The sequence below is a fragment of the Caballeronia sp. Lep1P3 genome (assembly GCF_022879595.1).
GTDB lineage: Bacteria > Pseudomonadota > Gammaproteobacteria > Burkholderiales > Burkholderiaceae > Caballeronia.
Genome location: NZ_CP084269.1, coordinates 221,474 through 243,787 on the forward strand (window position 1 = coordinate 221,474; position 22,314 = coordinate 243,787).

Sequence of the window (22,314 nt, forward strand, 5' to 3'; positions counted from 1 at the left end):
TTGTTTCCACTCCGAACGAAATAGAGTCGTCATCTCGCATAAGTCCGCATTAAATTTGTCAATTCACGTAGACTTCGAATCCCGTCCGTAAGCTGTTGATCTTATGGAAAATTCCCCGCACATCCCGGGGCCAATCGCGCTTGCCCGTCGCCCGCATGGCGCGCACCGGCTCGAAGCCTTCAGCCCGAAGCTGGCCCGGCGCCTGACCTTCTACCGGCGCGCCCTGCTCGATCAACGGGTGCTGCTGGAGGCGGACCCCGCCGCAATCACGTTTTGCGAACGCCCCGGATTCGTTCAGTTCGGCGGGCAGCGGTACCTTGCGGACTTCTGGGTGCGTTACGCTGATCGGCAGGAATTAGTTGTCCTCACTGATGCGGCCCCTGCGATCGACCTAGTACCGGAAGCGGGTTCCGACGCGAGTGCGCTGGATGTCCGATCCGTCCAGGCGGCAGAACTGGCGGCCTCTCGCGTGTGGGTTGAAAATTGGCAACGCATGCTTCCCTGTATTGTCGCGACGCGGCGCCTTGTGTCCGCGTCGCTATCCAACGCCATCGAACGCTTCGCCGGCAGCCCACAGCCTTTGCTCACGATCGAGCGTGAGTTCTCGACGGGCGATCCCATTCTTGTGCGTGCGGCGGTCTTTGGCTTGTTGCACGCCGGCCGTATACGCGCTCCCGATCTTCGAACTGACGCGTTGTCGCTGCTCACGTCGTTTGTTGCCGCCGGGCAACCGCAATGAGCCGCCGGAAACCTGCGTTGCAGGCGCTCGATATCGCGGCGTGGCCCAACGTTGCCTGGACGGAGTTTGACCCGGAAAAGCGACGCGCCTTCGAGGCAGGGATGCAGGCAATCGAACGCTACGCTCGTGGCGAGTCCGTCAAAGATATCGAGCTGGCGACGGGCGTCAATCGGCGTCAGCTCTATCGCTGGCTCGAACGTGGGCTGTCGCTGCATCCCGACGGTCGCGTGTATGGATTTCGCGCACTGGTGGCGCACGTGCGCGTCGGCGACTATGTCCGTGTAAGCCCCGTCACCGTGCGGGGCGAACGCGGCAGTCGCGGTGCGGTAGGTGCACTGTCGCAGTTGTTCCAGCGTTATCCGACGCTCGCGGCGTGGTTGCTGCTGCAAGTCAGGCAGCGTCGTGTGTTGCTCGAGCAGGTCAACACCGATGGACGGTTGCGCACGCGTTTGCGGGGTCTGCAATCGCTGCACGATGAGTTCCTGCGACAGTGCCGCGCGGTTGGTATCCCGGCGGCAGATTATCCTTTCAATACCGCGGGCCACGCAGTTCGTTCGCTATCGCTACGTCTGAGGGCGGAAATGCTGCGCAGCTTCGGCACTGCCGCCCGGTCCGCGGGCGCCTCGCACCTGAAGGGGTTGCCGCAACGGGATGACGGCGCGGGAAGCCCGGCCGCGACGCGTCCCTATCAGGTGGTGGAATTCGACGGCCACCGGCTCGACGTCCGGCTGAAGGTAGTGGTACGCGATCCGCTTGGCTTTGAACACGAGTTCGAGATGGAGCGCGTCTGGCTGCTGGTGATCATCGATGTGTGCACGCGCGTGGTGCTGGGGTATCACCTCGTGCTCGCACGTGAATACAGCCGCTACGACGTGATCAAGACGATCGAAAAGACGCTCGAGCCGCATCATGCACGGCCCATTACCATTGACGGCCTCGGTTATGGATTTCACGACGGCTTTGCCTCGCAGCGGCTGCCGGAACTGGCGTACGTGACGTGGGAGTGGATGCGTCTCGACAACGCGAAGGCTAACCTCGCGAACGAGACGTTGGCGGCGTTGTGCGAATTCGTCGGCTGTGCGGTCGACGCGGGACCGACGTACTGTCCGGACGAGCGACCGTATATCGAGCGCTTCTTCGGCACGATCGCGAGCCGGTTGTCGTCGCGGCTGCCCGGGTACACGGGTTCGCATTCACGCGATCTGCGCCGAGCTCTCGCCGATCCGAATGGCAACCTGCGGCTCTATGTATCGCTCGACGAACTCGAGGAACTGGTTGAATACGCGATCGCGAGCTACAACGGCACGCCGCATGGCGGTTTGAACAACGCCACTCCGCTCGAGGCGATGGAGTATTTCGTTCGCGGCAAACAGGTGCTGCTCTCGTGGTTGCCCGAGCATCATCGCCGCACGATGTGCCTGATGCAATCGGCGCGGCGCTGCCGGGTGCGGGCCTATCTCGACCAGGGCGTGCGTCCGCACATCAACCTGCACGGCGTCCGTTATACGAACGACGTGTTGGCGACCGGCACGCACCTGATCGGCAGGCACCTGCTCGTGTACATGAATGCCGACGACCTGCGCTGCGTCCGTGCGTTCCTGCCTGACGGTGCCGAACTGGGAGTACTCGATGCGCAAGGGGCATGGCGCGTGGTACCACATAACCTCAAGTTGCGGCAGGAGATCCGCAAGCTGCGTGGCAGGCAACGGGGCCGTGAGGCGGGTGGAGCGAATCCGATCGAAGTGTACGTTCAAACGAAGCTCGCCCAAGCGAAGAAGACGCGTAGGGCCGCGACTGAACTCGCGCGTGCAGTGAAGTTGCTCGCCTCAGCGCCGACGGTACGCACGCCCGCCGGTCCGGCGCAGCCAGTCGAGCCCGGGGCTGCTGCCACGACTGGCGCACCGACGGGGTCTGCCACGACAACCGCGACCGCCGTTGAGCTTACTCCGCGCGCCCGGGTCCGGCCGAAGAAACTTTCCATCGGCACCGGCCAGGTCTTCTAACGCTGTCGTTTGTACGTTTGTACGAGAGGCATCATGTCGCTTCAGATACCGCGTCCGATTGACCCGTCGCTGCATCCGTTAGCTACTGGCAACTATCGAATCGCGACCCCGGCGATCGAGGCGTTCTACGAACTGGTGCTCCGATGTCTGCATTACCGGATTATGGGCGCGCTCATCTATGGTCCGTCGCGGATCGGCAAGACGCGCGCGATCGAGTACGTGAGGCTGCTGCTCGCGCGCAACTACCCGAAGATGACCAGCTATCACGCGCAGTGTGAACACAAGCCGCGGCACGCCGAAGGTCCGTTCTTCGCGAACTTGCTCGAAGCGGTCGGCGATCCCGACCGAACGCTGGCTCTAATCCTTCCAAGCGCATGCGACTCTCGTTAACGATTCGCGAGGCCGCCGCGCGCGCGGGCAGCGGCACTGTGCTGCTCTTTTGCGACGAAGCGCAGCGCTACAACGAAAATGAGTATGAGTGGCTGCGCGACGTGCATGACGCACTCGACCGGCAGCAGATCAAGCTGTTCACTTTTCTGGTCGGCCAGCAGGAGTTGCTCGCGCAAAAGACCGCCCTGCAGGTGGCTGGCAAAACCCAGATCGTCGCGCGGCTGATGGTTGAGGAACTGTCGTTCTCCGGCATTCGAAACGCCGAAGATGTGGCGACATGTCTGCACGGGTACGACGAGACCGCGTACCCGGAGGGCAGCGCGTGGAGCCTTACGCGCTTCTATGTCCCGCAGACCTTCGATGCCGGATACCGGCTGGTCAGTGACGCTGACGTGCTCTGGCAGGCGTTCGACGACGCACATCACAGGGCCAGCCTGCCGGGTCGCCTGGAAATTCCGATGGAATCGTTCTCGCGAGCCGTCGAGATTGTGCTCAAGGAAAGCGAACTGAGGGATCGGTTGGAATACAGTCCGGAACCCGCGTTATGGGCGTACGCGGTGCAGCACTGCGGCTATGTTCAGTCCCGTCATGCAACCGGACGCGTCCTCGTCGCCGCCGCGTAGCGCCGCGCTGGCCGGCGCACCGCGCTTTCCGATCCTCACGCTCGACGAGCGCAAGCTGACACCTGCACTCGGTTACATCTTCGACCGGAGATGGCTTGATCCCTGCGAGTCGCTTATCTCGATTCTTTGGAAATTCGAAAAAGCGAATGCTCTACCAGGCTACACGGTTGCGCGATTGATGGGTCCGGACATCGATCCCTACGCGGGGATCGCGCCGCAACTGGGCCTGGTCGATCTTCGCCGGTTGCATCAAAGCCTACCCGTGCCAGTCAAAACGCTGCGTGCGGCGCTGCTGCCGCCGCCCCAGCGGCGCGGTTGCAGCAGCGTTTTTCGGCACTGCCGTCGTTGTATGGCCCATGGCTACCACAGCGTGTTGCACCAGTTGGAGAGTATCAGCGTCTGCCCGGCACATCACCAGTCACTGGAAAGCGCGTGCCGGCGCTGCGGCTACGAAGCGCCGCATTTGGTAAACGTGAGGCTTTTGGAGACGCCGTATCGCTGCGCGTATTGCCGCGCGAGCTATGGTGGTCAGGGCTGGACGCCCAACGCCGCCCGCCCGATGAAAGCCGAGTTTCGCAAGGCGTTCACGCGGCGGTATTTTGAGCGCTATTTCGGCTGACCGGCACGAAGATGGCTGTTCCAAAAGCCACAGAGTATGCCGCATTGGGATAATCCAGCCTATGCGCCCGACCGCGCACGGCTCTGCACTGGCGCTCGTTGCTGGGGAAGCCCGCGCGATAGTGCTCCCAGGCCCATAGCGCGTCGCCAGTCGAGCATGGGGAAAGACCTTTGGAACGTCATGCCATTGCTACGGCGATCCTCGCTCGCTCAAGCAGATGACAGTGAGTCGCTTGTGAAGGCATGTGGCGCTAGCAGGGCAAAGCAGCGAGAACTCACGACTTTTGCGGACATCGTCTGGAACCGAGCTTCGGTCGATCGGTTGATAGCCTCGTCGTTGGAAAAAATCGGGTGCCGTTGTCGTGAGCAGCCAGATCTGCGTACAACCATCGATAGACGCCGCGTGCTCCGCTTCAGAAAGAAGGGTCCGTCCTAAGCCGGCATGCCGGTCCGACTCGGCGACGACGAGCGAGCGCAGTAACGCCCCATCAGAAAAGCGCTCGAGCCCCACGCACGCGATGATCGTGTCTTGAGGATTGCGCACAACGAGAAAACGCCCAAGATGTTGCGCGGTGATGTCCGTCGTAGGCAAATCATTCTCATTCAGCAGTGCCTTGATCTGAGCTAGATCAGCGCTTTGCGCGCCACATATCAGCATGACGACCTCATGCTCGAATGTCAGGTTGCGATTTGGCCGTAGCGTCGGCCGGCGTGCCGTCGTGTTTGCTGCGGATGCGCGATGGCGCGAGCCGCATCGCGATGATGAACGCGGCGGCGGAGAGCAGCGAGACGACCAGGATCACCCACTCGACTTCCAGATAGCTATCCCGGAGCGCCCAGATCGCTGCGGCTGAGAGCGGCGCGATGCCCTTGGCAAGGTTGGACGGCACCGAGAGCAAACCGCTCGTTGCACCATATCCTTCCGTCCACATGACGTCCTGCACGATGGTACCGCGAAGGATGGTCATCATTCCATTCGCACCGCCGTAGATTGTCGCAAAGACGATCAACCCGAAGGTCGAGGTACTGCAGACCATCAAAATCGCGACCGACAAAGGGAACGCCGTGGTCACGATCAGACCAATTCGTGAAGGCCGCACGGCGCGTCCGATCGTTGCCCACAGAATACGCGCCAGCACCTGAGCCGGACCAATGAGGGCCATTGTGAGTAGGATCACAGGTGACGGAACGCTCCGCTCTGCCATCAACGGGACGAGATGGAATGTGAGGGCCGCGAAGGTGGCGTAGTAAGTTGTGAAGCACACAGCAAGCCCCCAGAAGGTCGGCGTGCGCAACGCGCGACGCGTGGCGGCGGCATTGACTGCCTTGAGAGTGCTCCGATAATCTGCACCATGTTGATGGCTGGCACTGCGTCGGATCGCGCTCCACTGTAACGGCACGCAGGTGACGAGATTAAGGACCGCAAGTATGACCAGCGCCTCCCGCCAACCGAACCAACCCACCAGGCCCTGCGTCAGCGGGATGAAGACCGTGCTGGCAAAGCCGGCAACCAGTGTCACCTGCGTGATCTTGCGACGGAAACTCGTCGGAAAATCCAGCGTGAGGATCGAGAAAACGGGATCATAAAGCGTTGCGGCCATTGCGATGCCAAGCCCGATCCACACGACGTAAAGCACGGCAAGGCTGTCTGCCTGAGACCAGAGCAGCAGCATTATCGTGCTCAGCACCGAGCCCGCGACCATCACGCGACGACCGTATCCGTGATCGATCCATTTCCCGACTGGATATGCCGCAATCCCGAAACGAGCAGGCCACACGATAATGCAGCGTTCGTCGCGATGCGACTCCATGCCATCGTCTGCTCCATCGGCACGACGAAGAGCGAGAACGCGTAATAGACCGAGCCCCAGGAGACGAGTTGAGCCATCGCGAGCGCGAGCGTCGCGAAGGCGTCGCGACGAATCAGGCGTTCACTGCGCTTCGCTATCGTCGGTGTCTGCATTGGCGTTTGCTTGGTGACCCATGGCGGTCGCGGCGAGCCTGCTTGCTTGCTCCGGGCGAGCTTCCTTACGCTCGCTATAGCGATCGGTGAGGTAATCAGAACGATCGCGCACGAGAAGTGTGAACTTGACCAGTTCTTCCATCACGTCGACGACACGATCATAATAGGAAGAAGGCTTCATCCGACCCTGCTCGTCGAACTCCTGCCACGCCTTGGCCACCGACGACTGGTTGGGGATGGTGACCATGCGCATCCAGCGGCCAAGCACACGCAGCGCATTCACCGCGTTGAAGGACTGCGATCCGCCACACACTTGCATGACCGCCAGCGTGCGGCCTTGCGTCGGTCTTACTCCTGCGGCTTCGAGCGGCAGCCAGTCGATCTGGTTCTTGAACACGGCGGTGAGCGTTCCGTGACACTCGGGGCTGCACCAGACCTGACCCTCAGACCACTCGGAGAGCTCACGCAGTTCGACCACCTTCGGATGATCGGCCGGCATGCTATCGACCATCGGCAAGTCGTGAGGATCAAACACGCGCGTCTCGGCGCCGAACGCTTGCAGCAGACGCTCGGCCTCCAGTGTAAGAAAGCGACTGTATGAAGTCGGACGCAGTGAACCGTACAGCAACAAGATACGGGGCGCGTGTGTCGACACGGATAGTGGCTGCAGCTTCCCGGTGTCGGGAATGTCGATGTGCGTGGCGCTTAAGTTGGACAGATTCGAAAACATATTCTGATGAGAGCGAGACGCCCTTAAACGGGAAGGCATAGCGGCCTGACAACCTTTCAGGCCGCTTCGTACCAGCGTTGCGATCGATTCACGACGTTCACCACGAGCAGCATGACCGGCACTTCGATGAGCACGCCAACAACCGTGGCGAGGGCAGCACCCGAATGAAAGCCGAACAAACTGATGGCTGTGGCAACCGCAAGTTCGAAGAAATTGCTTGCACCGATCAGGCTCGACGGACCGGCGACGCAATGCGCTACGCCCAGGCGGCGATTGAGCAGGTACGCCAGGCCTGAATTGAAGAAGACCTGGATCAAAATCGGCACCGCGAGCATCGCAATGATGAGCGGCTTGCGCACGATGGCTTCGCCCTGGAAGCCAAACAGCAGCACGAGCGTTGCAAGTAGCGCAGCGATCGACCACGGACCCAGACGCGCGACTGTGTGCTTGAAATTGGCTTCGCCGCGAGAGAGCAGATGCTTGCGCAGCCATTGGGCGAGCAGCACCGGAATGAGGATGTACAAGCTGACCGAGACGATCAGCGTACCCCACGGCACGGTGATCGAGGATAAACCGAGCAACAGCGCCACCAGCGGAGCAAACGCAACGACCATGATCGCGTCGTTGAGCGCGACCTGCGAGAGCGTGAAGTACGGGTCGCCCTTGCACAACTGCGACCACACGAAAACCATCGCCGTGCAAGGCGCGGCCGCAAGCAGAATCAGACCCGCAATGTAGCTATCAAGCTGATCTGCAGGTAGCCAGCCGGCGAACACATGCCGCACGAAGATCCAGCCGAGCAGCGCCATCGAAAATGGCTTGACGAGCCAATTCACCAGTAACGTCACGCCGATGCCGCGCCAGTGGCTGCCGACTTGCGCGAGCGCGGTGAAGTCGATCTTGATCAGCATCGGAATGATCATCACCCAGATCAAGATGCCGACCGGCAGATTGACCTGCGAGATTTCCATGCTGCCGATTGCGTGAAAGAGTCCCGGGAAAAGCTGTCCGAGACCGATGCCGGCGACGATGCATAGCGCAACCCAGATCGTCAGATATCGCTCGAAGAAGCCGATCGACGGCGTCAGCTTATTTCGCGAGGTTTGCGTTGTGCTCATTGGCTTCCTCGACGGGTTGCTCACCGATTGCGCGCATCTCGTTCTGAATGGCATTGCTATCGAGTACGTGTAGTGGCAAGTTCACGAACTGGCTCACGCGGGTCATGATCTGCCGATAGACCTTGTTGAAAATCTCGCGCTTCTCGTCGTTGCTGCCTTCGAACGCAGCGGGATCTTCAAATCCCCAGTGCGCTGTCATTGGCTTGCCCGGCCAGATGGGACAGACCTCGCCCGCGGCCTGATCGCATACCGTGATGACGAAATCCATATGCGGCGCATTGGGCGTCGCGAACTCGTCCCAACTCTTGCTGCGCAAACTCGAAGTTTCGTAGCCGAGCGCCCCGCACCGTTCGATTGCGAAGGGGTTGACTGTGCCGCCCGGGTGGCTGCCGGCGCTGTACGCGCGGAACTTGCCCTTGCCGAGCACATTGAAAAGTGCTTCAGCCATGATGCTGCGTGCACTGTTGCCGGTGCACAAAATCAAGATCGAATACGGTTTAGTGCTCACGAACGCCTCGGCAAGGTGACAACGGTTTCGATGGGGGAACAACACGCGGCGGCGGCCGCTTCGGCAGATCGGTCGCGCGATTCTCCATATACGGGCGCGGCATCGAGAGTGTGGAACGTCTCCCACGCGACGCCTTGCGGGTCGACCGTCCAGGCCTTTTCCGAGCGGGCGTAACAGCACGTCGTGTCCTCCTGAACCTGAACAGGTAGGCGAGCGGAGGCAAAGCGCACGTTCATCTCAGCGAGTTCCTGCGCGTTCTCTACCTGAATGCCGATGTGATCCACACCAAGGGGCGCGCGCCACGCTGTGAGATGGCAAAGTTGACGGCTGGATCCGCTAATTCCCATTTGCAGTAGTCGGGCTTGCTCACTGTCGGCTCGACATTACCGAATAGGGCGCTGTAAAAGCGCACGCTCTCGTTCAGATCCTGAACCGACACGTGAATGTGGATGCGCTTCATGTTGAATCTCCGCAGCAGTTTGACGGATCGCTGGCCGTGCATGGTGCGCCGGCGCAGCAGTTCTCGGTCAGGAAACCAATAAGGCCGTTCATGGCCTGGAAATTGGCCGAGTAAAAAACATATCGGCCCTCTTGTCGCGCGATGATCAGTTCCGCATGCGACAGGTCCTTGAGATGGAATGACAGGCTCGAGGGTGCGAGCCCCACTTGCTGGGCGATCTCGCCCGCGGCCACGCCGTCGGGCCCGGCCACGACGAGAATCCGGAAGATCGCCAGGCGCGATTCATGAGCGAGCGCACCGAGCGCGCGTACGACGAGGTTTGAGTCCATATTCGCCACGATAGCGTTTTCGCTTTGAAATTTCAATAAATGTCGAATAGACGATGCAGGCACCGCGTATGCCGGTATAAAACTGGAAAATGCGCCGCGGTAATCGTTCCTCGGCGCGCACACGAAGAGATGGAATGAAGCCTTGCCGCGACCGCTCTAGCCGGAGCGTGGTCCAAACGCTTGATCGAACTGCCTTGCCCGTTTGAGCTCGTCGCCGTGCAGATAGGTTGACGTCGTCGAAATCGACGCGTGCCGCAGGTTGTCGCGCACCATGATCAATTCGGCCCCTCGCGCCAGTGCATGTGAGGCGTGCGTATGTCTGATCCAGTGCGGGCTCGCTCGCCGCAGCTTGTCGGCCGTCGCGGGTCGCTCGTCCTGAATCGCATCGGCGGCCAGCAGGAAAAATCGTCGCAGCACGCGCCCGAGCCGCGAGGTTTCGATGCTCGCGCCATCTTCGTCAAGGCTCGCCACGATCCGCGTCGCCGGGTTCCACCGGGTCGGCGTGACCGGCAATTTGCGTTGCACCAAATAGTGATCGAGGGCTGTGCGTGCCAGTCTCGGCAACGCGACCTTGCCAGGCTTGCCGCCTTTTCCGACGACATGTAACCAGTGGTCGCCGTGTTCGTCGGTGCGGATGTCCCCCAGCGCTGCGCCGACTAGCTTGCTCGCGCGTAAGCCGGTCGCATAGCCAAAGTCCAACAGGAACCTTAAGCGCTGCGCGGCCGGTACGCTCCAGCCGTACGACCATTCGAGGCCGTCGGCGATTGTCCGCAGCAGCAGCCACTCGCCTTCGGTAAAATCGCGCGTCACGTCGAGGCCCGGTCTCACGGCGCCGCGCACCTTGACGCCGGCGAATGGATTGGCGAGGACGTAGCGCTGCTCGACCAGCCAGCGGAACAGCGCCGCCAGCACAGTCAGCGCGTACGCTGCCGACCGCGTTGATAAGGGACTACTGAACGGTCGCCATTCACCGCTGTGACGCGGTCGTGCCGGACCGATCCAACGCTCGCGCGGCGCCGGCCGTCTCAGGAAGCCACGATACGCAATTGCATCGTCGGTGGTCAGCGACGACGGTGCGCAGCCGCGCTCAACGATCGCCCAAAGAATCAGGCGTTCCGCCTCCTTCCGATAAGCGCGCTGCGTGGCGCCAGACTCGTGAAGGGACAGCCAGAATTGCACCGCTTCATAGTCATTCGACGCTTTGAGCAGGCAGACGTGCTGCGGCGCGCGAAACTGTCCATGCGAGCCGTCCACCTCGTGCGGCACGCGCAATTGCTCCCAAGGGACGATCGGCCCCGAAGGCGTGCCGACGACAAGTGCGCGAGCGCGCTCGGTGAGCGCCGGGTGCGAGGCAAAGAACGCTTCGACGCAGCGCGCCCCAGCCGTGCCGAGACCGGCAATCGCGACCCACCAGCGGCGCCGGCGCGGGATCCGTACGGTCAACTCGGCCAACGTCCGAATCCCGTGCGCCTGCAGGGCGGCCGCCACGCGCGGCGGCAGCCAGGCGTCGATGTCGTCGGCGATATGCGGCTCAGGCGGTGACAGGCTGCGCAGTGTCTCGATCGCGCGTGCGGCGGTTTCCGGCAACACGTGCGATCGCTCGGCGAACACCCGCGCCAGATCGGTGCGATGACGGTTTGTCGCGAATGCGATCAGTCTTCGACGGATTTGGCCGAGCACGCCGCGCGAAGACGCCCCCGGGATCTTGCGGTCACCCAGGTAACGCGCGACGGCGGCTCGGGCGGCAAGGCCCGCATACCAGCCGCGCAGGGCGGCCAGTTCCGCATCGTCGGGGAAGGAGCCGGGCCCGGTCTCACGCGTTTTCATGCTTACCACTTTAGTCTAAATTTGCGGCTGGCCCGATAAGAACAATTGAACTAACCCGCTGCGCGGGAGAAGGCGGTCGGCCAGCGGCATCGGCTCCGGGACGGTTGACGAGGCATTTCCGTTCGGGTGGGACCATGGCAGTGCAGTTTGCTGCCACGACCATTCCCAGCGGAGTCCACCATGACACCCCTTCGTCAACGCATGATCGAGGATATGCGCATTCGCAACCTCGCCGCCAACACGCAGCGCGCTTACCTCCAGCAGGTGAGCGCCTTTGCCCAGCACTTCGGGCGTTCCCCTAAACTACTGGGCCTAGAGGAGGTGCATGATTGGCAAGTGCACCTGATTGAAGTCCAGCGGCGCTCGTCCAGCACGCTGGTGGTGGCCACTGCAGCGCTGCGCTTCCTTTACAACGTCACGCTCAAACGCGACTGGTCAGTCAACGAGATCCCCATGTCGAAGACACCGCGCAAGCTGCCGATGATCCTCAGTCAGGAGGAGGTCAGCCAGTTTCTCGAAGCGATCCGCAGCGTCAAGCATCGTACGGTACTGATGGCAGTCTACGCCGGAGGTCTACGTGTCTCGGAGGCCACCCGGCTGAAGGTCAGCGATATCGATAGCGAACGCATGATGCTGCGTGTCGAACAGGGCAAGGGACACACCGACCGCTACGTAATGCTTTCGCCACGGCTGCTGCAGATACTGCGCAATTACTGGTGCATTGGCCGGCCCCAGTGCTGGTTGTTTCCCGGCCGCTTCCTGGATCAGCCCGTGGGTACCGACGTGATACGGCAGGCGTGCGAGGACGCGCGCCGTCGCGCCGGCATCAGCAAGCCGATCACGCCGCACTCTTTGCGTCATGCGTTCGCCACACACCTGCTCGAGTCCGGCACCGACGTGCGCACCATCCAGTTGCTGCTTGGTCATTGCAGCCTCGTCACCACCCAGCGTTATCTGAAGGTCGCAACCAGCACCGTCTGCGCGACGACCAGTCCGTTTGATCGACTCCCTCAGCAACTTACTACGCTTATCTGCCCCGAGCCGTCGTCCACCAACGACTGAGCGCAATGATGCGCGCCGCGCTGGAAGTTGCGGACGTTCTGCGTCGCCACGGCCCCACCTATCGGGAAGTGCATGCCGACTCGCTTAGCCGCGAGCAGTATCGCGTCATGACCGCGATCGAGCAATGTCGTACCGCCGCGTTGGGTGGTCACGTTGAACAATGCGACAGCTGCGGTCATCAACGCATCGCCTATAACTCTTGCGGTAACCGGCACTGTCCGAAGTGTCAGTCGCTCGCCCGCGCGCAATGGCTTGAGGACCGCCAGGCTGACGTGCTGCCCGTGCCGTACTTCCACGTCGTCTTCACGCTTCCGGAGAAGATTGCGTCGATCGCCTTCCAGAACAAGCGGGTGGTCTACGATCTCCTATTCCAGGCTACCGCCGAAACGTTGCACACGATCGCAGCCGACCCACACCATCTTGGCGCGACGATTGGTTTCATCGCGATCCTGCACACGTGGGGGCAGAATCTTGTGCATCATCCCCATCTGCACTGTGTCGTCCCGGGCGGTGGCCTCGCTCCCGACGGCAGCCGCTGGGTGGCGTGCAAGCCGGGTTTCTTCTTACCCGTGCGAGTGCTTTCGCGTCTGTTTCGGCGACTATTTCTCGAGCGGTTGGAGCATGCTTTCGACATGGGCGAGCTGCGGTTCTTCTCCTCGCTCGCGCCCCTCGCCGAACGCGGCGAATTTGCTCACTATCTTGCCGGTGCGCGGCACGCCGAATGGGTGGTCTACGCGAAGGAGCCGTTTGGCGGCCCGGAGCAGGTCCTCGATTATCTCGGCCGCTACACTCACCGCGTGGCGATCTCCAACAACCGCCTCGTTGGTTTGACCGACGGACACGTCACGTTCCGCTGGAAGGACTATCGTCATCCGGGCCGGCCACGCTTGATGCGCCTGGACGCCCACGAATTCATCCGACGCTTCTTGCTGCATGTGTTACCTCGCGGGTTACAACGCATCCGTCACTATGGGTTGCTCTGCAATCGCCTGCGTGAGTCCCGGTTGAGCGTGTGCCGCCATCTGCTTAACGTCGAGCCCACCAGCGACACTTGCAGCGCGCCCGAACCCGACTATCGCGACCGCTACGCGAAACTCACAGGTCGCTCGCTCCATGACTGTCCTGTGTGTTCGCGCGGGCGCATGCTGTGCATCGAGCGCTTGTTACCCGGCGCACCACCGCGAGCACCGCCGGCGAATCCCCGATGAATCTCGACCCGCTCACCTCCAACGCCGGTTCCCGCGCGTCCCGCCGAAGCCGCTGGACTCGCTCGGCCAGACGTCGCCCACCGTCGCCTGAGGCACCCCGCGTCGCGTGTTCATCGCTTGCGTTGTTCGGATTTCCCTTTCCCAAACACGGCCGAGAACCGTTCGTCCCGGACGCTGCGAATACTGTAGTCGTAAACATCGCATCCGCACTTCGATTCAATACCCATAGCGCCACCGTCTGCGGAGCGGCTTAGCTCAAAGAATTCTTAACGAAGCACAGACGGCCGGCACGTCGTGCCAATGCGAATCCTTTGCGCCGTCTGTACTTCGTTAAGAATCCTCTGCATTATCGGGCCGGCCGTCATTGTTGGCCGCCCCCTTCAACCAAACAAAAAAAAGGAATAAGAGCGGTGATCGGAACCCTGACGCGAGGCTTGGATATCGCGCCGTACCCGCCGATTCCTTCGACCGGCACCGCCTCGCCGAAGACTGGTACCGGCTATATGCCCGGACTTCAAGCTTCAAGTATTTCTACGAGGGCAGTGCCCGAATAGATATCGGGCGCGGCCGGGTATGGACCAGCGTTTTAGCGCCAGTGGCGAATTGAGATTGGTCAAGCAGGCGCTTCCCAGTAGGGACGTTGTCAGTGCGTACGCGGCAGGAAGCGCCATACGAGAAGGACGAGCGCGAGCACAGCAGGAATCCAGTTCAGACTAGTCGGTACGCGTTCGCGATGTGCATAGCGCTTATCCATCATAGCCGCGATCAGATCCTGGGGAGCACGCAAGCGGCAATACTCGAATCCGACTTGCTTCGCGACCGATGATAGATACTGCCCACGTAACTCGGACAGCTCTTCGTGACTTTCGCCGACGCCGCGCGCACGGGATTGCGCGGGCACTTGAATTACTTCGTCGGCACGCCAGTAGCCGATGGGTTTGCCATTCCGGTCAGTCCGCGGAATGGGCACGGGCTGATCGCCGCCGACGCCGATGAGCCACCCTTTCACTTGTTCGCGCGGGATATCGCGCACACGCTGATCCCCGGGCAAAACAGGCGGCGCTTCCTGTCCGTCCGTGAAAAATAGAACGCTCGCGTCATGCCCCACGCTCGTCGCGGTGCGCACGGCTGAGTAGACGCCGCCTTCGGCCACGCGGCTCCAATTGGTCCAGCGCATGTCGCCGCCTATACGGTTCAGCGAAGCGAGCAACGCATCGAAGTTGCCGCAGACTTCTATGGGCGGGACGAGAAGCAAGGTGCTCTGCCCGGTGAAGATGCTCCAGCCGAGCTTCGATCCGCACGGCAAGCGCTGTAGGCCCTCCCGCACGGCCGCGCGCGCAAACTCAAGCCTGCTGACCGGAGCGCTTCCGATGCCGACGTCCTCGACATCCATGCTCTGCGTGATGTCGAATGTGACGATGTAGCTAAATACGTTGCGCTGGAACATCACACCCGGCATCCAGACTGCAGCGGCGAGCAAGGGCACGGCGGCAACGACCGCCCAGTTTCGCCATAGCAGGAACGCGCGCATCGCTGCGGCAGTACTCATGGCAGGTCGTCGCTTTGCGCGCCACGCACCTTCACGGCAGATCGCTTCTTCACATCGAGATCCTCCTGATCGCCAGGCGATTCGGGCGCGAGCCACAGCGCGCGCTCGAGGTTGTAGCGCGCGTCCCAGTCTTCCGGTGCCAGCCGTAGCGCCGCGCGATAGCGCTCCTTGGCTTGTTCGAGCAAAGGCAACGAGCGAATCGGGCCTGCAGCGTCGGGGCCGGCCGCTTCGCGCAGGTCCATGTTGCCCAGATCGAACAGTGCGACGGCCTGTATTACCCGGTCGTCTTCTTGGGTGATGAGAGGATCAAAGATACGTTGTGCATCGTTCGGTCGCCCCGCCTTCGAAAGCGACACCGCCTGCGCGAGCCGTACTTCAAGCGCATCATCTTGCGTAGTCGATCCTTCGGGTTTCGCGGCTCTCACCGCCGAGGCAATCGCTTGCGCGTGTCGAAGCATCGCCCAGTCATAACACGCCATCGCGGCAAAGAAGCAAGTCGCCGCTGCAAAGGCGAAGTGAACCGCGTTGCGCTTCATCACCAGCTCCGTACCTGAACGAACCGCAGCCCAAGCAGAGCCGCGCAGGCTATCAAGGCGACGGCGAAGCAAGCCGCGCTTAAGTCCTGCCGTGGCAGGCGTTCCTCAAATGAAATGAGCGAATTGTGCTGTTTGTCGATCTCCGCCATCGCGGCGGCCATTGCCGTCGCGTCTTCCGCCTGATAGAGCCGGTACGGCGATGCGAGTCCCAGAAAATAGCGATGCAACTCTGCTTCTTCGGATCGGTCATCGGCGGGTGAGCGCTTTGTGAGGTCGGGACTGTACAGGCCGCTTCGCAGATACACGAAGTACAGCGCGATGCGATTGCGCGCCAGCCCACTGGCGATCGCTGCGCGCGCGTCAGCATCAAGATGTGCGCCGCCATCGGAGACCAGCACGATGGCGCGGCGGCCGACATAGCGACTATCGCCATCGAATTGTCGAGTCGCGGCGATAAGCCCTCGGTCGAGCCGGGTGTCAGGCGTGCCTCGGCCGATCCCGGTGCCAGCAAGCGCGGCGTCGATGATCCGATGATTCGCCGTGAAGGGCACGGCAAGGATTGGGCTGATGCCGAACATCATGAACGCAAGACGGTCGTCTCGCCGTTCGGCGACGAAGCGTTCAAGCGAATGGCGCGCCACCGCGTTCTTGGACTGGCCGCTCGACTCGATAACGGGCGTCTTCGACATGACGGCGTCCATGCTCGCGCTACGGTCCATCAGAATGAGGATCTCGGACGCTGTGCTGATTCGCACGACATGCACGTTCATGCGACCGGGACCGGCAAGCCCCGCAATGATCGCAAGCATCGACAACATCGCGCACAAGCGGCGGAGCCGTTCGATCAGCGTGCCTAACGTGTCGTGCGGCAGCCAGTCGATAAAAGAATAAGCAAACGCCTCAGACCGATTCGACATCAAGGGCAAGAAGGAGAGCGGTAAAAGAATCAGGAGCCAGGGACGGAGAAAGTCGACAGACATGGCGGTCATTGCTTCCTTTCGGCGCGATACAGGGTCCGTGCGAATTCGCGCAACGGAAAGCGCGCCGGAGCGCTATCGTGGACGAAGAAGCGCTGCTGCGAACTTGAATAAAATACCTCAAGCTCAGTTTTGAACTTTTCAAGCCAAGGTGCGCGTACAAGGAGCGGATAGAGCGAAGCCGCATGCACCACCTCTCCGGCGGTCTCATTGAACGCGTGATGCAAGGCGCGCCAAGCCTGGTCGTTCGTGTCGATATCATCCGTATTCAGTGTGCATACGGCCTGCCATGCGCGGGCGAAGGGAAGCCGTCGCGCGTCCTCGCGTGTGCGCCACGACCACCACGCCATCCAGCTCAGCAGGGTGACCAACAAAAGCGCCAGCATCGCCATGATCCGGTGCCGTGTCTCCACCTGGTTCTGAGGCGTGACGATACGGTCCGGTCTCAGCGGCTGAAGATCGCCCGCGCGGAACGACGCAGGCGGCGTCAAAGTGCCGATGCTGATGGGCCATGCGGCCACCCGCAACGTGCCTCCTGTTGTCGCCCTGAGATCGAACGCGGGCACCTCGGCCTGCGTGAGCCTCTCGGCGGCGTTGATGATCTGATAGTCGATGACCATCCATGGGCGGCCCTGCGCGTCCTTCTCAATGTGAGGCTGACGGCGTTCGAGCCACACGCTGACGCGTCCCGTCGATGGCGGGGGAATGTCGCGCACTTCGTGGCCGTCAATGGAAAGCAGCACGCGTTGAGTCAACACGTCGCCCAGCACATGGCCGAACGCGCGAGGTTGCTGGACGGTGGCGTCGGCGGATGGTTGCGGCTGAGCCTGGCATGGCCGCGCAAGCGCGACCGTCATTAGGACAAAGGCCACGCTCAACGCTCGCAGCCGGCCCGCTCTCATGGGGTGGTTTCCAAGAAGTGGCGGGATAGCGCCTCCGCATCGAACGCGCCCTCGACAAAAAAGGGATATGCCCCGCTTCTGCCAAATGCGGCTTTCAGTTCCGCGCGGCGTCTGGCGACGTTCTCTTGCCACTGTTGCGCCAAGCGCGGACGCAACCACAGCGCGCGCTGGCTGCCGGTCTCCATGTCGCACACTGGCAGAAACCTGCCGGCGACCGGCGGCTCGATTTCGGCCTTGTGCCAGATGACAATCGGCACGACTCGGGCGCGGACCAAGCGTTCCATGGCCGCATCCAGCCGGGTAAGGGGCCAGTGGAAGTCCGATACAAAGAAGACGAGGCCGCGACTACCCGCAAGACGGTCGAGCGTGCACGCAACAGCCGCATCGCCACGCATTGTTTGCGGCAACTCGATGCATTGGCGCAACAGCGCCGCCATTTCGTCGCCGACCACACGGCCATGCCTCGCTGGCACGAACAGGTCCTCCCGCGCATCGTGATCGAACGCCAGCATGCCAACTTGATCGCCCGCCCTGAATGCGCTGTACCCCAACGCCTGGACAAAGTCAGCGGCGAGATCGAGTTTCGTGCCGCCGGTGCCGAAGCGCATCGAAATGGACACGTCTACGACCACCTGCACCGGCACAGCGACGCGCTGCAGATGAAGGCGCACGAGCCATTGCTGCGGCACCGCGCGCAGGCTTGCGCGCAGATCCAGACGGCGTGGATCGGGATGATCGAACAGGCGCGCGTGCATGGCAAACTCCTGCCCTGCGCCGAAGCTTGTTCCGGGATGGGAGCCGGGTCGGAAGCCTTTCGCTCGTCCCGGCAGCCGGTAGTGGAATTCGACTGGATCTTTCATGACTTAAGGTACCGCGACCCTCTGCACGATCATCGCGATCAATGCCTCGGAGAGTTCATGGCGCCGCATTTCATACACTGGTGTGAAGAACACCCGATGACCGAGCGCCGGCAAGAGCACGCGATGCACATCTTCGGGCAGCACATCGAGCCGTCCGTCCAACCATGCGTTGACGCGCACCGCGCGGACCAGCGCGCTCATGCCACGCGCACTTGCGCCGGCAAGAATCAGCCGCTCCATATCGACGCCATCGAGTTCGATGCCAAAGCGCTGCGGCGTTTCCGTCGCTTGCCAGATGTCAAGCACATACTTCTCGATGCTCGGACTCAGGGTCACGCTGCGCTGGATCATCGCGCCAATGTCGTTGAGCCGCGCTGCATCGATCACGGCCTCGGGCACGCTTTGCAGGAGCGTATCGACATCATGGAAGGCCGGATCGAAAACCAGCGCGCGGCGCACTTCACGAGCCGAAGGCGTCGGCATGTTGAGTTCGAAGAGGAAGCGATCGCGTGCGGCGGAAGCCAGTTCGAAGGTCTCTTCCTTCTCGACCTTGTTGCGGTCGGCGAAGACCGTCAGGTGCGGGAAGCGATATTCGCGGTCGAAAGCGGAGACTGAGCGTTCGGCCATCGCGCGCAGCAACAGTGACTGAACCTGTGGACGCGATCGGTTGATCTCATTGAAAAAGAACGTGGTCAGTTTTTCGCCGTGGCGCAGCAACGGACCAGGATCGATACGCGGCTTGCCCTGCGCATCGACGAAGGTGTGATAAATCAGATCGCCAGGCATGAGGTCGATGGTACCTTCGATGCGCTCGAAATCGCCCCCCGTCGCTCGCCCGAATGCGCGGAGTACGGTGGTCTTGCCGACGCCTACGCCGCCTTCCAGTAAGACGTGTCCCCGCGCATACAGCGCAACGTTAATTAGATGAATCGTTTCGGCTTGGCCGACGACGGTATGCCCTACGGCGGCTTCCATCTTGAGGGCGTCGCTGCGCCAGTCTTGAAGTTTGCTTTCCGTTGCCATGGTTGGTGTAATGAGGCGAGCACGGATGAGCAAAATGCGTGGTCCGTGCGCTCCTGGGCATGGAACGCATAACCCGCGCCAGTCGCGGATGCGCGGTGGCCTTCGTCGGGCCGGGGCAGCCTGTCCACATGTGAGACAAACTGTGGCATCGTCAGTGCGCCCTGTTCCGCGCTTGGGAACGCACGGTTCGTGCGCCGGGAACATTGCCCAGAAACACGCTGTCCGTTGGGTACGCGTCAGTCGGAGCCCACCATGGCCGAACCATGCCAAAGCCGTGGTGGCAACGTCGCTCATGGGCCGTTAGTGCCGTGCTGCGGCCAGGGAAGTTCCTCGGGCGGGCAAGTTGTCCGACAGCAAGTGCGTTTGAGAACATCGACACAGTTCTTCGATCCCGGTTGGAAGCGTCTCGCGACTGACAAGCCGAAGCCCTCAAACTTGCGGCAGCACAGCGGCCACGCTCAACTAATGACACTGCCTTCTGCCACTAGATTTTTTTCTTACGCCGGTTGAAGGTTATGCGCATCTGAACCTGCGACGTATCGCCAGGTGCAGCACACCTCACGAGGAGATTTTTAATCTACTCCGTCTGACATATTTCTCATCTTCGGATCACGTTCACGCACTATCTGCTCTACATACTGTTTCCATGGCGCGCCAACTAGGCGGTCGAAACTTGGAGAACAGAAATGAAAGCAGCAAAAATTGCGGTTGTGTTCGCAATCACGGGCGTCTCGATTGGCCTGATTTCGCCGTCCGCCTTGGCGCAAAAGTCTCGTGGCCAGGTTCGTGAGGAACTAGCGCTGGCGCAGCATGAAGGATATACGCCTGCCGGCAGGACGCAGTATCCGCCGTCGGAAGCGTCGATTGCACGAAACAAAGAAATTCACGCGGCGGTGACGCACGGCGGTGAGAAGGCGCCAGGCCCGGACCAGCATGATCAGCTGGCGGGGCGCTAACCGCCCAAGTGTGCCCTGAGTGGTGACAAACGGTGCGTAGTGATGGACGGGCATTGCGATGCTGAGTTTGGCATGCATCTACCTTGCCGCTTGAGCAACGGCAGACTCCTCAGCAATCACGCCGCGAATCATGAAGGCACATCGGACACCAACCGTAGAATGAGCCGTGCCATGATCTAGAGGCTGGCGATGTCCGTTCAAGGCCGGTGCTATTCGGATGAGCAGAAGAAGGTGGCCGTCGGTCATTATCGAGCGGTGGCCGCTGTGCTGTCGCAAGTCTAATTGGCTTGTCCAGTCGCGAGACGCTTGCAACCGGGGCGCGGGGCCGCTAGTGCAATGTCGGCTTTGACGTGATGCCCGGCGTAACCAAAGCAGCATGCTTGGCGTGTTCATAGATGCCTTCCCTGCACTCGGCCTTCAGGTTAGCGACGGTCGATTCGATGAAAGGATGGGCACGATAGGGCGCTACAGTCCTATCGATTATTGCTTCGACCGTACGAATGGCAGCTTCGACGCTATCGGGATCTTTGCTGTTGAAGTCAACGGTAATCATGAGGGCATCGAGCTCCTCAAGTGCAGCCGCCACCTCGGCGCACAAGTCAGAGATCAGCTTGTCGGTCATGCGAGTTCTTCGGAGGTTTGCGTGTGTTTCATTCACGCCTGACTTCGCGGTTTCTATGAACCGGCCAGCATAGAGTGCGCCCGCGGCGTTCTTTGCGCTATTGCGGACGTCAGGCGCGGTTACGGGACGGGCCTTCCGCTGCCCGCCGGCGCACGCCACGGGCTGAACACGGTCAGACACCCGGGGCCGTGAATGGAAAGGCATAAGTAGGGTCTGGCACCCCGGGCGCTAACAACTCCCAACCAGTCGCGCATGCTTATCGCTTGAAGGAAAGCATGCAAGATGAAAGATTTGTCATCGATAGGTCATCGGTACGATTCGTTGGTTTCATATGATTCCGGGTTGACGCGCGTACCCCCGTGCTCCGTATTGCAAATTGCGTAGAAGCGAGTCGCGTCTGTAAGCGAGAAGCCACCAAAAACACCAATTTTTGGATGCGGTTGCTTGGTTTGCGATCAGGCCACGCGCACGGCAGAACGCAACTCTGGCCGTGCTTTAGTCCGGGCGATTTCGCCCGGACTTTTTCTTTGCGGGCCCAGCATGCTCGCCACTCCTTCGGGTGTTGGGTTAGTCGATGAGCTGGCCACGGCCGGTAAAGTGAAGCACAACTGCATGAGGCGAGCGTGGGTCGGAAGAGAGCGCGAGCGTAAATCGCGAATCAAAGAACGCAAACTGTCCATCAGACGCTGCCGAGCAGTGCGAGGGGGCAAACAACCGGCGGAGCTCCGGTGAGCAAGGCGAAGTGGCGTAGATGCAGCGGTCGTGCGATGAAGGGATGCGCTCTTCCCTGGGGACTCGGGCGATGTTCGCGAGACGGACTGCACCCAGTACCCGAGTCTAGGTCATTCCCTTCGACATTCGCGTTGAATCGAGTCGTCTTCGATCCCTGACACGTTTCTCATCTTCCCGTCACGATGACGCATGGGCCGTCGACGATACTGTTCCTCAGACGCGCCGAACGGCGGTCGCAATGAAAGGAGAAATAGATGAAAGCGATCAAGTTTGCAGCCCTGCTGGTTACCTCCACAATCGCGCTAGGCGCGGTGTCCCAAACGGCTGTGGCGCAAGCAAAGACACGTGAGCAGGTTCGTCAGGAGCTGGTTCAGGCGCAACACGCCGGACTCGTTCCAACCAGCAAGACGCACTATCCCCCGAGCGACGCTCTGGTCGCGCGCAACAAGGAGACGCACGCGGCGACAAGGCACGCCGGCGAGGCAACACCGGAGATCGACCATCACGACAGCGTCGCGGCTCGCTAAGGCTGCGCGGCTGCACAAGGTGCGACGCCCACCAGGCCTCAAGCCTTTGCGC

Annotated in this window: 20 protein-coding genes and 3 pseudogenes; 8 read left to right on the forward strand and 15 right to left on the reverse strand. The window is 61.4% G+C overall.

Features of this window, described 5'->3' with window-relative positions; translation table 11 throughout:
• The first annotated feature begins 103 nt into the window (after positions 1-103).
• From LDZ27_RS27655 to LDZ27_RS27670, 4 genes and pseudogenes are all read left to right on the forward strand, one after another.
• Positions 104-739 carry a hypothetical protein gene (locus LDZ27_RS27655; RefSeq protein WP_008343579.1) on the forward strand — a complete coding sequence of 212 codons (636 nt, stop codon included), beginning with the start codon at positions 104-106 and terminating at the stop codon, positions 737-739.
• Positions 736-2,742: a DDE-type integrase/transposase/recombinase gene (locus LDZ27_RS27660; RefSeq protein ID WP_035472923.1), complete on the forward strand. Its 2,007-nt coding sequence runs from the start codon at positions 736-738 to the stop codon at positions 2,740-2,742. Before LDZ27_RS27655 ends, LDZ27_RS27660 begins: the two co-directional genes overlap by 4 nt.
• 33 nt (positions 2,743-2,775) lie before the next feature.
• Positions 2,776-3,755, forward strand: a pseudogene (locus LDZ27_RS27665) (AAA family ATPase).
• A complete protein-coding gene (locus LDZ27_RS27670; RefSeq protein WP_008343576.1) occupies positions 3,706-4,374 on the forward strand; it encodes a hypothetical protein in 669 nt (222 codons plus the stop codon). Before LDZ27_RS27665 ends, LDZ27_RS27670 begins: the two are co-directional and overlap by 50 nt.
• A gap of 189 nt (positions 4,375-4,563) precedes the next feature.
• Here LDZ27_RS27670 and arsN2 read toward each other — a convergent pair whose 3' ends face one another.
• The 8 genes and pseudogenes from arsN2 to LDZ27_RS27710 form a co-directional block, all read right to left on the reverse strand.
• Positions 4,564-5,031 carry an arsenic resistance N-acetyltransferase ArsN2 gene (gene arsN2 / locus LDZ27_RS27675; RefSeq protein WP_008343574.1) on the reverse strand — a complete coding sequence of 156 codons (468 nt, stop codon included), beginning with the start codon at positions 5,029-5,031 and terminating at the stop codon, positions 4,564-4,566.
• Between the two features lie 7 nt (positions 5,032-5,038).
• Positions 5,039-6,336 (reverse strand): annotated as a pseudogene (locus tag LDZ27_RS27680) (MFS transporter).
• Entirely contained in the window at positions 6,305-7,066 is a 762-nt protein-coding gene (gene arsH, locus LDZ27_RS27685; RefSeq protein WP_008343572.1) for an arsenical resistance protein ArsH, read from the reverse strand. Before arsH ends, LDZ27_RS27680 begins: the two are co-directional and overlap by 32 nt.
• Before the next feature lie 56 nt (positions 7,067-7,122).
• Positions 7,123-8,184 carry an ACR3 family arsenite efflux transporter gene (gene arsB, locus LDZ27_RS27690; RefSeq protein WP_008343570.1) on the reverse strand — a complete coding sequence of 354 codons (1,062 nt, stop codon included), beginning with the start codon at positions 8,182-8,184 and terminating at the stop codon, positions 7,123-7,125.
• Entirely contained in the window at positions 8,156-8,692 is a 537-nt protein-coding gene (locus LDZ27_RS27695; protein WP_035472917.1) for an arsenate reductase ArsC, read from the reverse strand. The genes arsB and LDZ27_RS27695 overlap by 29 nt, the downstream gene beginning before the upstream one ends.
• Positions 8,689-9,152: pseudogene (locus LDZ27_RS27700) on the reverse strand (ArsI/CadI family heavy metal resistance metalloenzyme). Before LDZ27_RS27700 ends, LDZ27_RS27695 begins: the two are co-directional and overlap by 4 nt.
• Positions 9,149-9,481 (reverse strand): helix-turn-helix transcriptional regulator, encoded by a 333-nt coding sequence (locus LDZ27_RS27705; protein ID WP_008343567.1) that lies wholly within the window; start codon positions 9,479-9,481, stop codon positions 9,149-9,151. The pseudogene LDZ27_RS27700 and the gene LDZ27_RS27705 overlap by 4 nt, the downstream one beginning before the upstream one ends.
• A 156-nt stretch (positions 9,482-9,637) precedes the next feature.
• Complete coding sequence (locus LDZ27_RS27710) at positions 9,638-11,308, reverse strand: phage integrase family protein (protein WP_008343564.1); 1,671 nt, start codon at positions 11,306-11,308, stop codon at positions 9,638-9,640.
• A gap of 180 nt (positions 11,309-11,488) precedes the next feature.
• Here LDZ27_RS27710 and LDZ27_RS27715 point away from each other — a divergent pair, with 180 nt between their 5' ends.
• Positions 11,489-12,370 carry a site-specific integrase gene (locus LDZ27_RS27715; RefSeq protein WP_008343562.1) on the forward strand — a complete coding sequence of 294 codons (882 nt, stop codon included), beginning with the start codon at positions 11,489-11,491 and terminating at the stop codon, positions 12,368-12,370.
• A gap of 5 nt (positions 12,371-12,375) precedes the next feature.
• A complete protein-coding gene (locus LDZ27_RS27720) occupies positions 12,376-13,578 on the forward strand; it encodes an IS91 family transposase (RefSeq protein WP_008343560.1) in 1,203 nt (400 codons plus the stop codon).
• 643 nt (positions 13,579-14,221) lie between these two features.
• Here LDZ27_RS27720 and LDZ27_RS27725 read toward each other — a convergent pair.
• Genes LDZ27_RS27725 through LDZ27_RS27750 form a run of 6 tightly spaced genes read right to left on the reverse strand, consistent with a single transcriptional unit; the run spans position 14,222 to position 19,425 of the window.
• Complete coding sequence (locus LDZ27_RS27725; protein WP_008343558.1) at positions 14,222-15,109, reverse strand: VWA domain-containing protein; 888 nt, start codon at positions 15,107-15,109, stop codon at positions 14,222-14,224.
• 14 nt (positions 15,110-15,123) lie between these two features.
• The gene (locus LDZ27_RS27730) at positions 15,124-15,663 is read right to left on the reverse strand and encodes a hypothetical protein (protein WP_008343556.1); all 540 of its coding nucleotides are present in this window, start codon (positions 15,661-15,663) and stop codon (positions 15,124-15,126) included.
• Positions 15,663-16,652 (reverse strand): VWA domain-containing protein, encoded by a 990-nt coding sequence (locus LDZ27_RS27735; RefSeq protein WP_008343555.1) that lies wholly within the window; start codon positions 16,650-16,652, stop codon positions 15,663-15,665. Before LDZ27_RS27735 ends, LDZ27_RS27730 begins: the two co-directional genes overlap by 1 nt.
• Positions 16,649-17,497: a hypothetical protein gene (locus LDZ27_RS27740; protein ID WP_008343554.1), complete on the reverse strand. Its 849-nt coding sequence runs from the start codon at positions 17,495-17,497 to the stop codon at positions 16,649-16,651. The genes LDZ27_RS27735 and LDZ27_RS27740 overlap by 4 nt, the downstream gene beginning before the upstream one ends.
• Positions 17,498-17,538: 41 nt before the next feature.
• Positions 17,539-18,402, reverse strand: coding sequence for a DUF58 domain-containing protein (locus LDZ27_RS27745; RefSeq protein ID WP_035472911.1), 864 nt, complete (start codon positions 18,400-18,402; stop codon positions 17,539-17,541).
• Between the two features lie 3 nt (positions 18,403-18,405).
• On the reverse strand, positions 18,406-19,425 hold the full coding sequence (locus LDZ27_RS27750) for a MoxR family ATPase (protein ID WP_008343552.1): 1,020 nt from the start codon (positions 19,423-19,425) through the stop codon (positions 18,406-18,408).
• A 686-nt stretch (positions 19,426-20,111) separates the two neighbouring features.
• Between LDZ27_RS27750 and LDZ27_RS27755 the strand changes: the two genes are divergently transcribed.
• The gene (locus tag LDZ27_RS27755; protein ID WP_008343550.1) at positions 20,112-20,381 is read left to right on the forward strand and encodes a DUF4148 domain-containing protein; all 270 of its coding nucleotides are present in this window, start codon (positions 20,112-20,114) and stop codon (positions 20,379-20,381) included.
• Between the two features lie 328 nt (positions 20,382-20,709).
• Here LDZ27_RS27755 and LDZ27_RS27760 read toward each other — a convergent pair whose 3' ends face one another.
• Entirely contained in the window at positions 20,710-21,003 is a 294-nt protein-coding gene (locus LDZ27_RS27760; protein ID WP_008343548.1) for a hypothetical protein, read from the reverse strand.
• 986 nt (positions 21,004-21,989) lie between these two features.
• On the opposite strand from LDZ27_RS27760, the gene LDZ27_RS27765 reads away from it, so the two are divergent.
• Positions 21,990-22,262 carry a DUF4148 domain-containing protein gene (locus LDZ27_RS27765; RefSeq protein ID WP_008343546.1) on the forward strand — a complete coding sequence of 91 codons (273 nt, stop codon included), beginning with the start codon at positions 21,990-21,992 and terminating at the stop codon, positions 22,260-22,262.
• Positions 22,263-22,314 lie beyond the last annotated feature (52 nt).

Excerpts from the sequence above, each read along its gene's own strand:
- LDZ27_RS27735 (WP_008343555.1), bottom strand. The coding sequence starts at position 16,652 with ATGACCGCCATGTCTGTCGACTTTCTCCGTCCCTGGCTCCTGATTCTT.
- LDZ27_RS27765 (WP_008343546.1), top strand. The coding sequence starts at position 21,990 with ATGAAAGCGATCAAGTTTGCAGCCCTGCTGGTTACCTCCACAATCGCG.
- arsH (WP_008343572.1), bottom strand. The coding sequence starts at position 7,066 with ATGTTTTCGAATCTGTCCAACTTAAGCGCCACGCACATCGACATTCCC.
- LDZ27_RS27750 (WP_008343552.1), bottom strand. The coding sequence starts at position 19,425 with ATGGCAACGGAAAGCAAACTTCAAGACTGGCGCAGCGACGCCCTCAAG.
- LDZ27_RS27745 (WP_035472911.1), bottom strand. The coding sequence starts at position 18,402 with ATGAAAGATCCAGTCGAATTCCACTACCGGCTGCCGGGACGAGCGAAA.
- LDZ27_RS27740 (WP_008343554.1), bottom strand. The coding sequence starts at position 17,497 with ATGACGGTCGCGCTTGCGCGGCCATGCCAGGCTCAGCCGCAACCATCC.
- LDZ27_RS27715 (WP_008343562.1), top strand. The coding sequence starts at position 11,489 with ATGACACCCCTTCGTCAACGCATGATCGAGGATATGCGCATTCGCAAC.
- LDZ27_RS27705 (WP_008343567.1), bottom strand. The coding sequence starts at position 9,481 with ATGGACTCAAACCTCGTCGTACGCGCGCTCGGTGCGCTCGCTCATGAA.
- LDZ27_RS27755 (WP_008343550.1), top strand. The coding sequence starts at position 20,112 with ATGAAAGCAGCAAAAATTGCGGTTGTGTTCGCAATCACGGGCGTCTCG.
- LDZ27_RS27655 (WP_008343579.1), top strand. The coding sequence starts at position 104 with ATGGAAAATTCCCCGCACATCCCGGGGCCAATCGCGCTTGCCCGTCGC.
- arsB (WP_008343570.1), bottom strand. The coding sequence starts at position 8,184 with ATGAGCACAACGCAAACCTCGCGAAATAAGCTGACGCCGTCGATCGGC.
- LDZ27_RS27730 (WP_008343556.1), bottom strand. The coding sequence starts at position 15,663 with ATGAAGCGCAACGCGGTTCACTTCGCCTTTGCAGCGGCGACTTGCTTC.
- arsN2 (WP_008343574.1), bottom strand. The coding sequence starts at position 5,031 with ATGCTGATATGTGGCGCGCAAAGCGCTGATCTAGCTCAGATCAAGGCA.
- LDZ27_RS27725 (WP_008343558.1), bottom strand. The coding sequence starts at position 15,109 with ATGCGCGCGTTCCTGCTATGGCGAAACTGGGCGGTCGTTGCCGCCGTG.
- LDZ27_RS27670 (WP_008343576.1), top strand. The coding sequence starts at position 3,706 with ATGTTCAGTCCCGTCATGCAACCGGACGCGTCCTCGTCGCCGCCGCGT.
- LDZ27_RS27720 (WP_008343560.1), top strand. The coding sequence starts at position 12,376 with ATGATGCGCGCCGCGCTGGAAGTTGCGGACGTTCTGCGTCGCCACGGC.
- LDZ27_RS27660 (WP_035472923.1), top strand. The coding sequence starts at position 736 with ATGAGCCGCCGGAAACCTGCGTTGCAGGCGCTCGATATCGCGGCGTGG.
- LDZ27_RS27760 (WP_008343548.1), bottom strand. The coding sequence starts at position 21,003 with ATGACCGACAAGCTGATCTCTGACTTGTGCGCCGAGGTGGCGGCTGCA.
- LDZ27_RS27710 (WP_008343564.1), bottom strand. The coding sequence starts at position 11,308 with ATGAAAACGCGTGAGACCGGGCCCGGCTCCTTCCCCGACGATGCGGAA.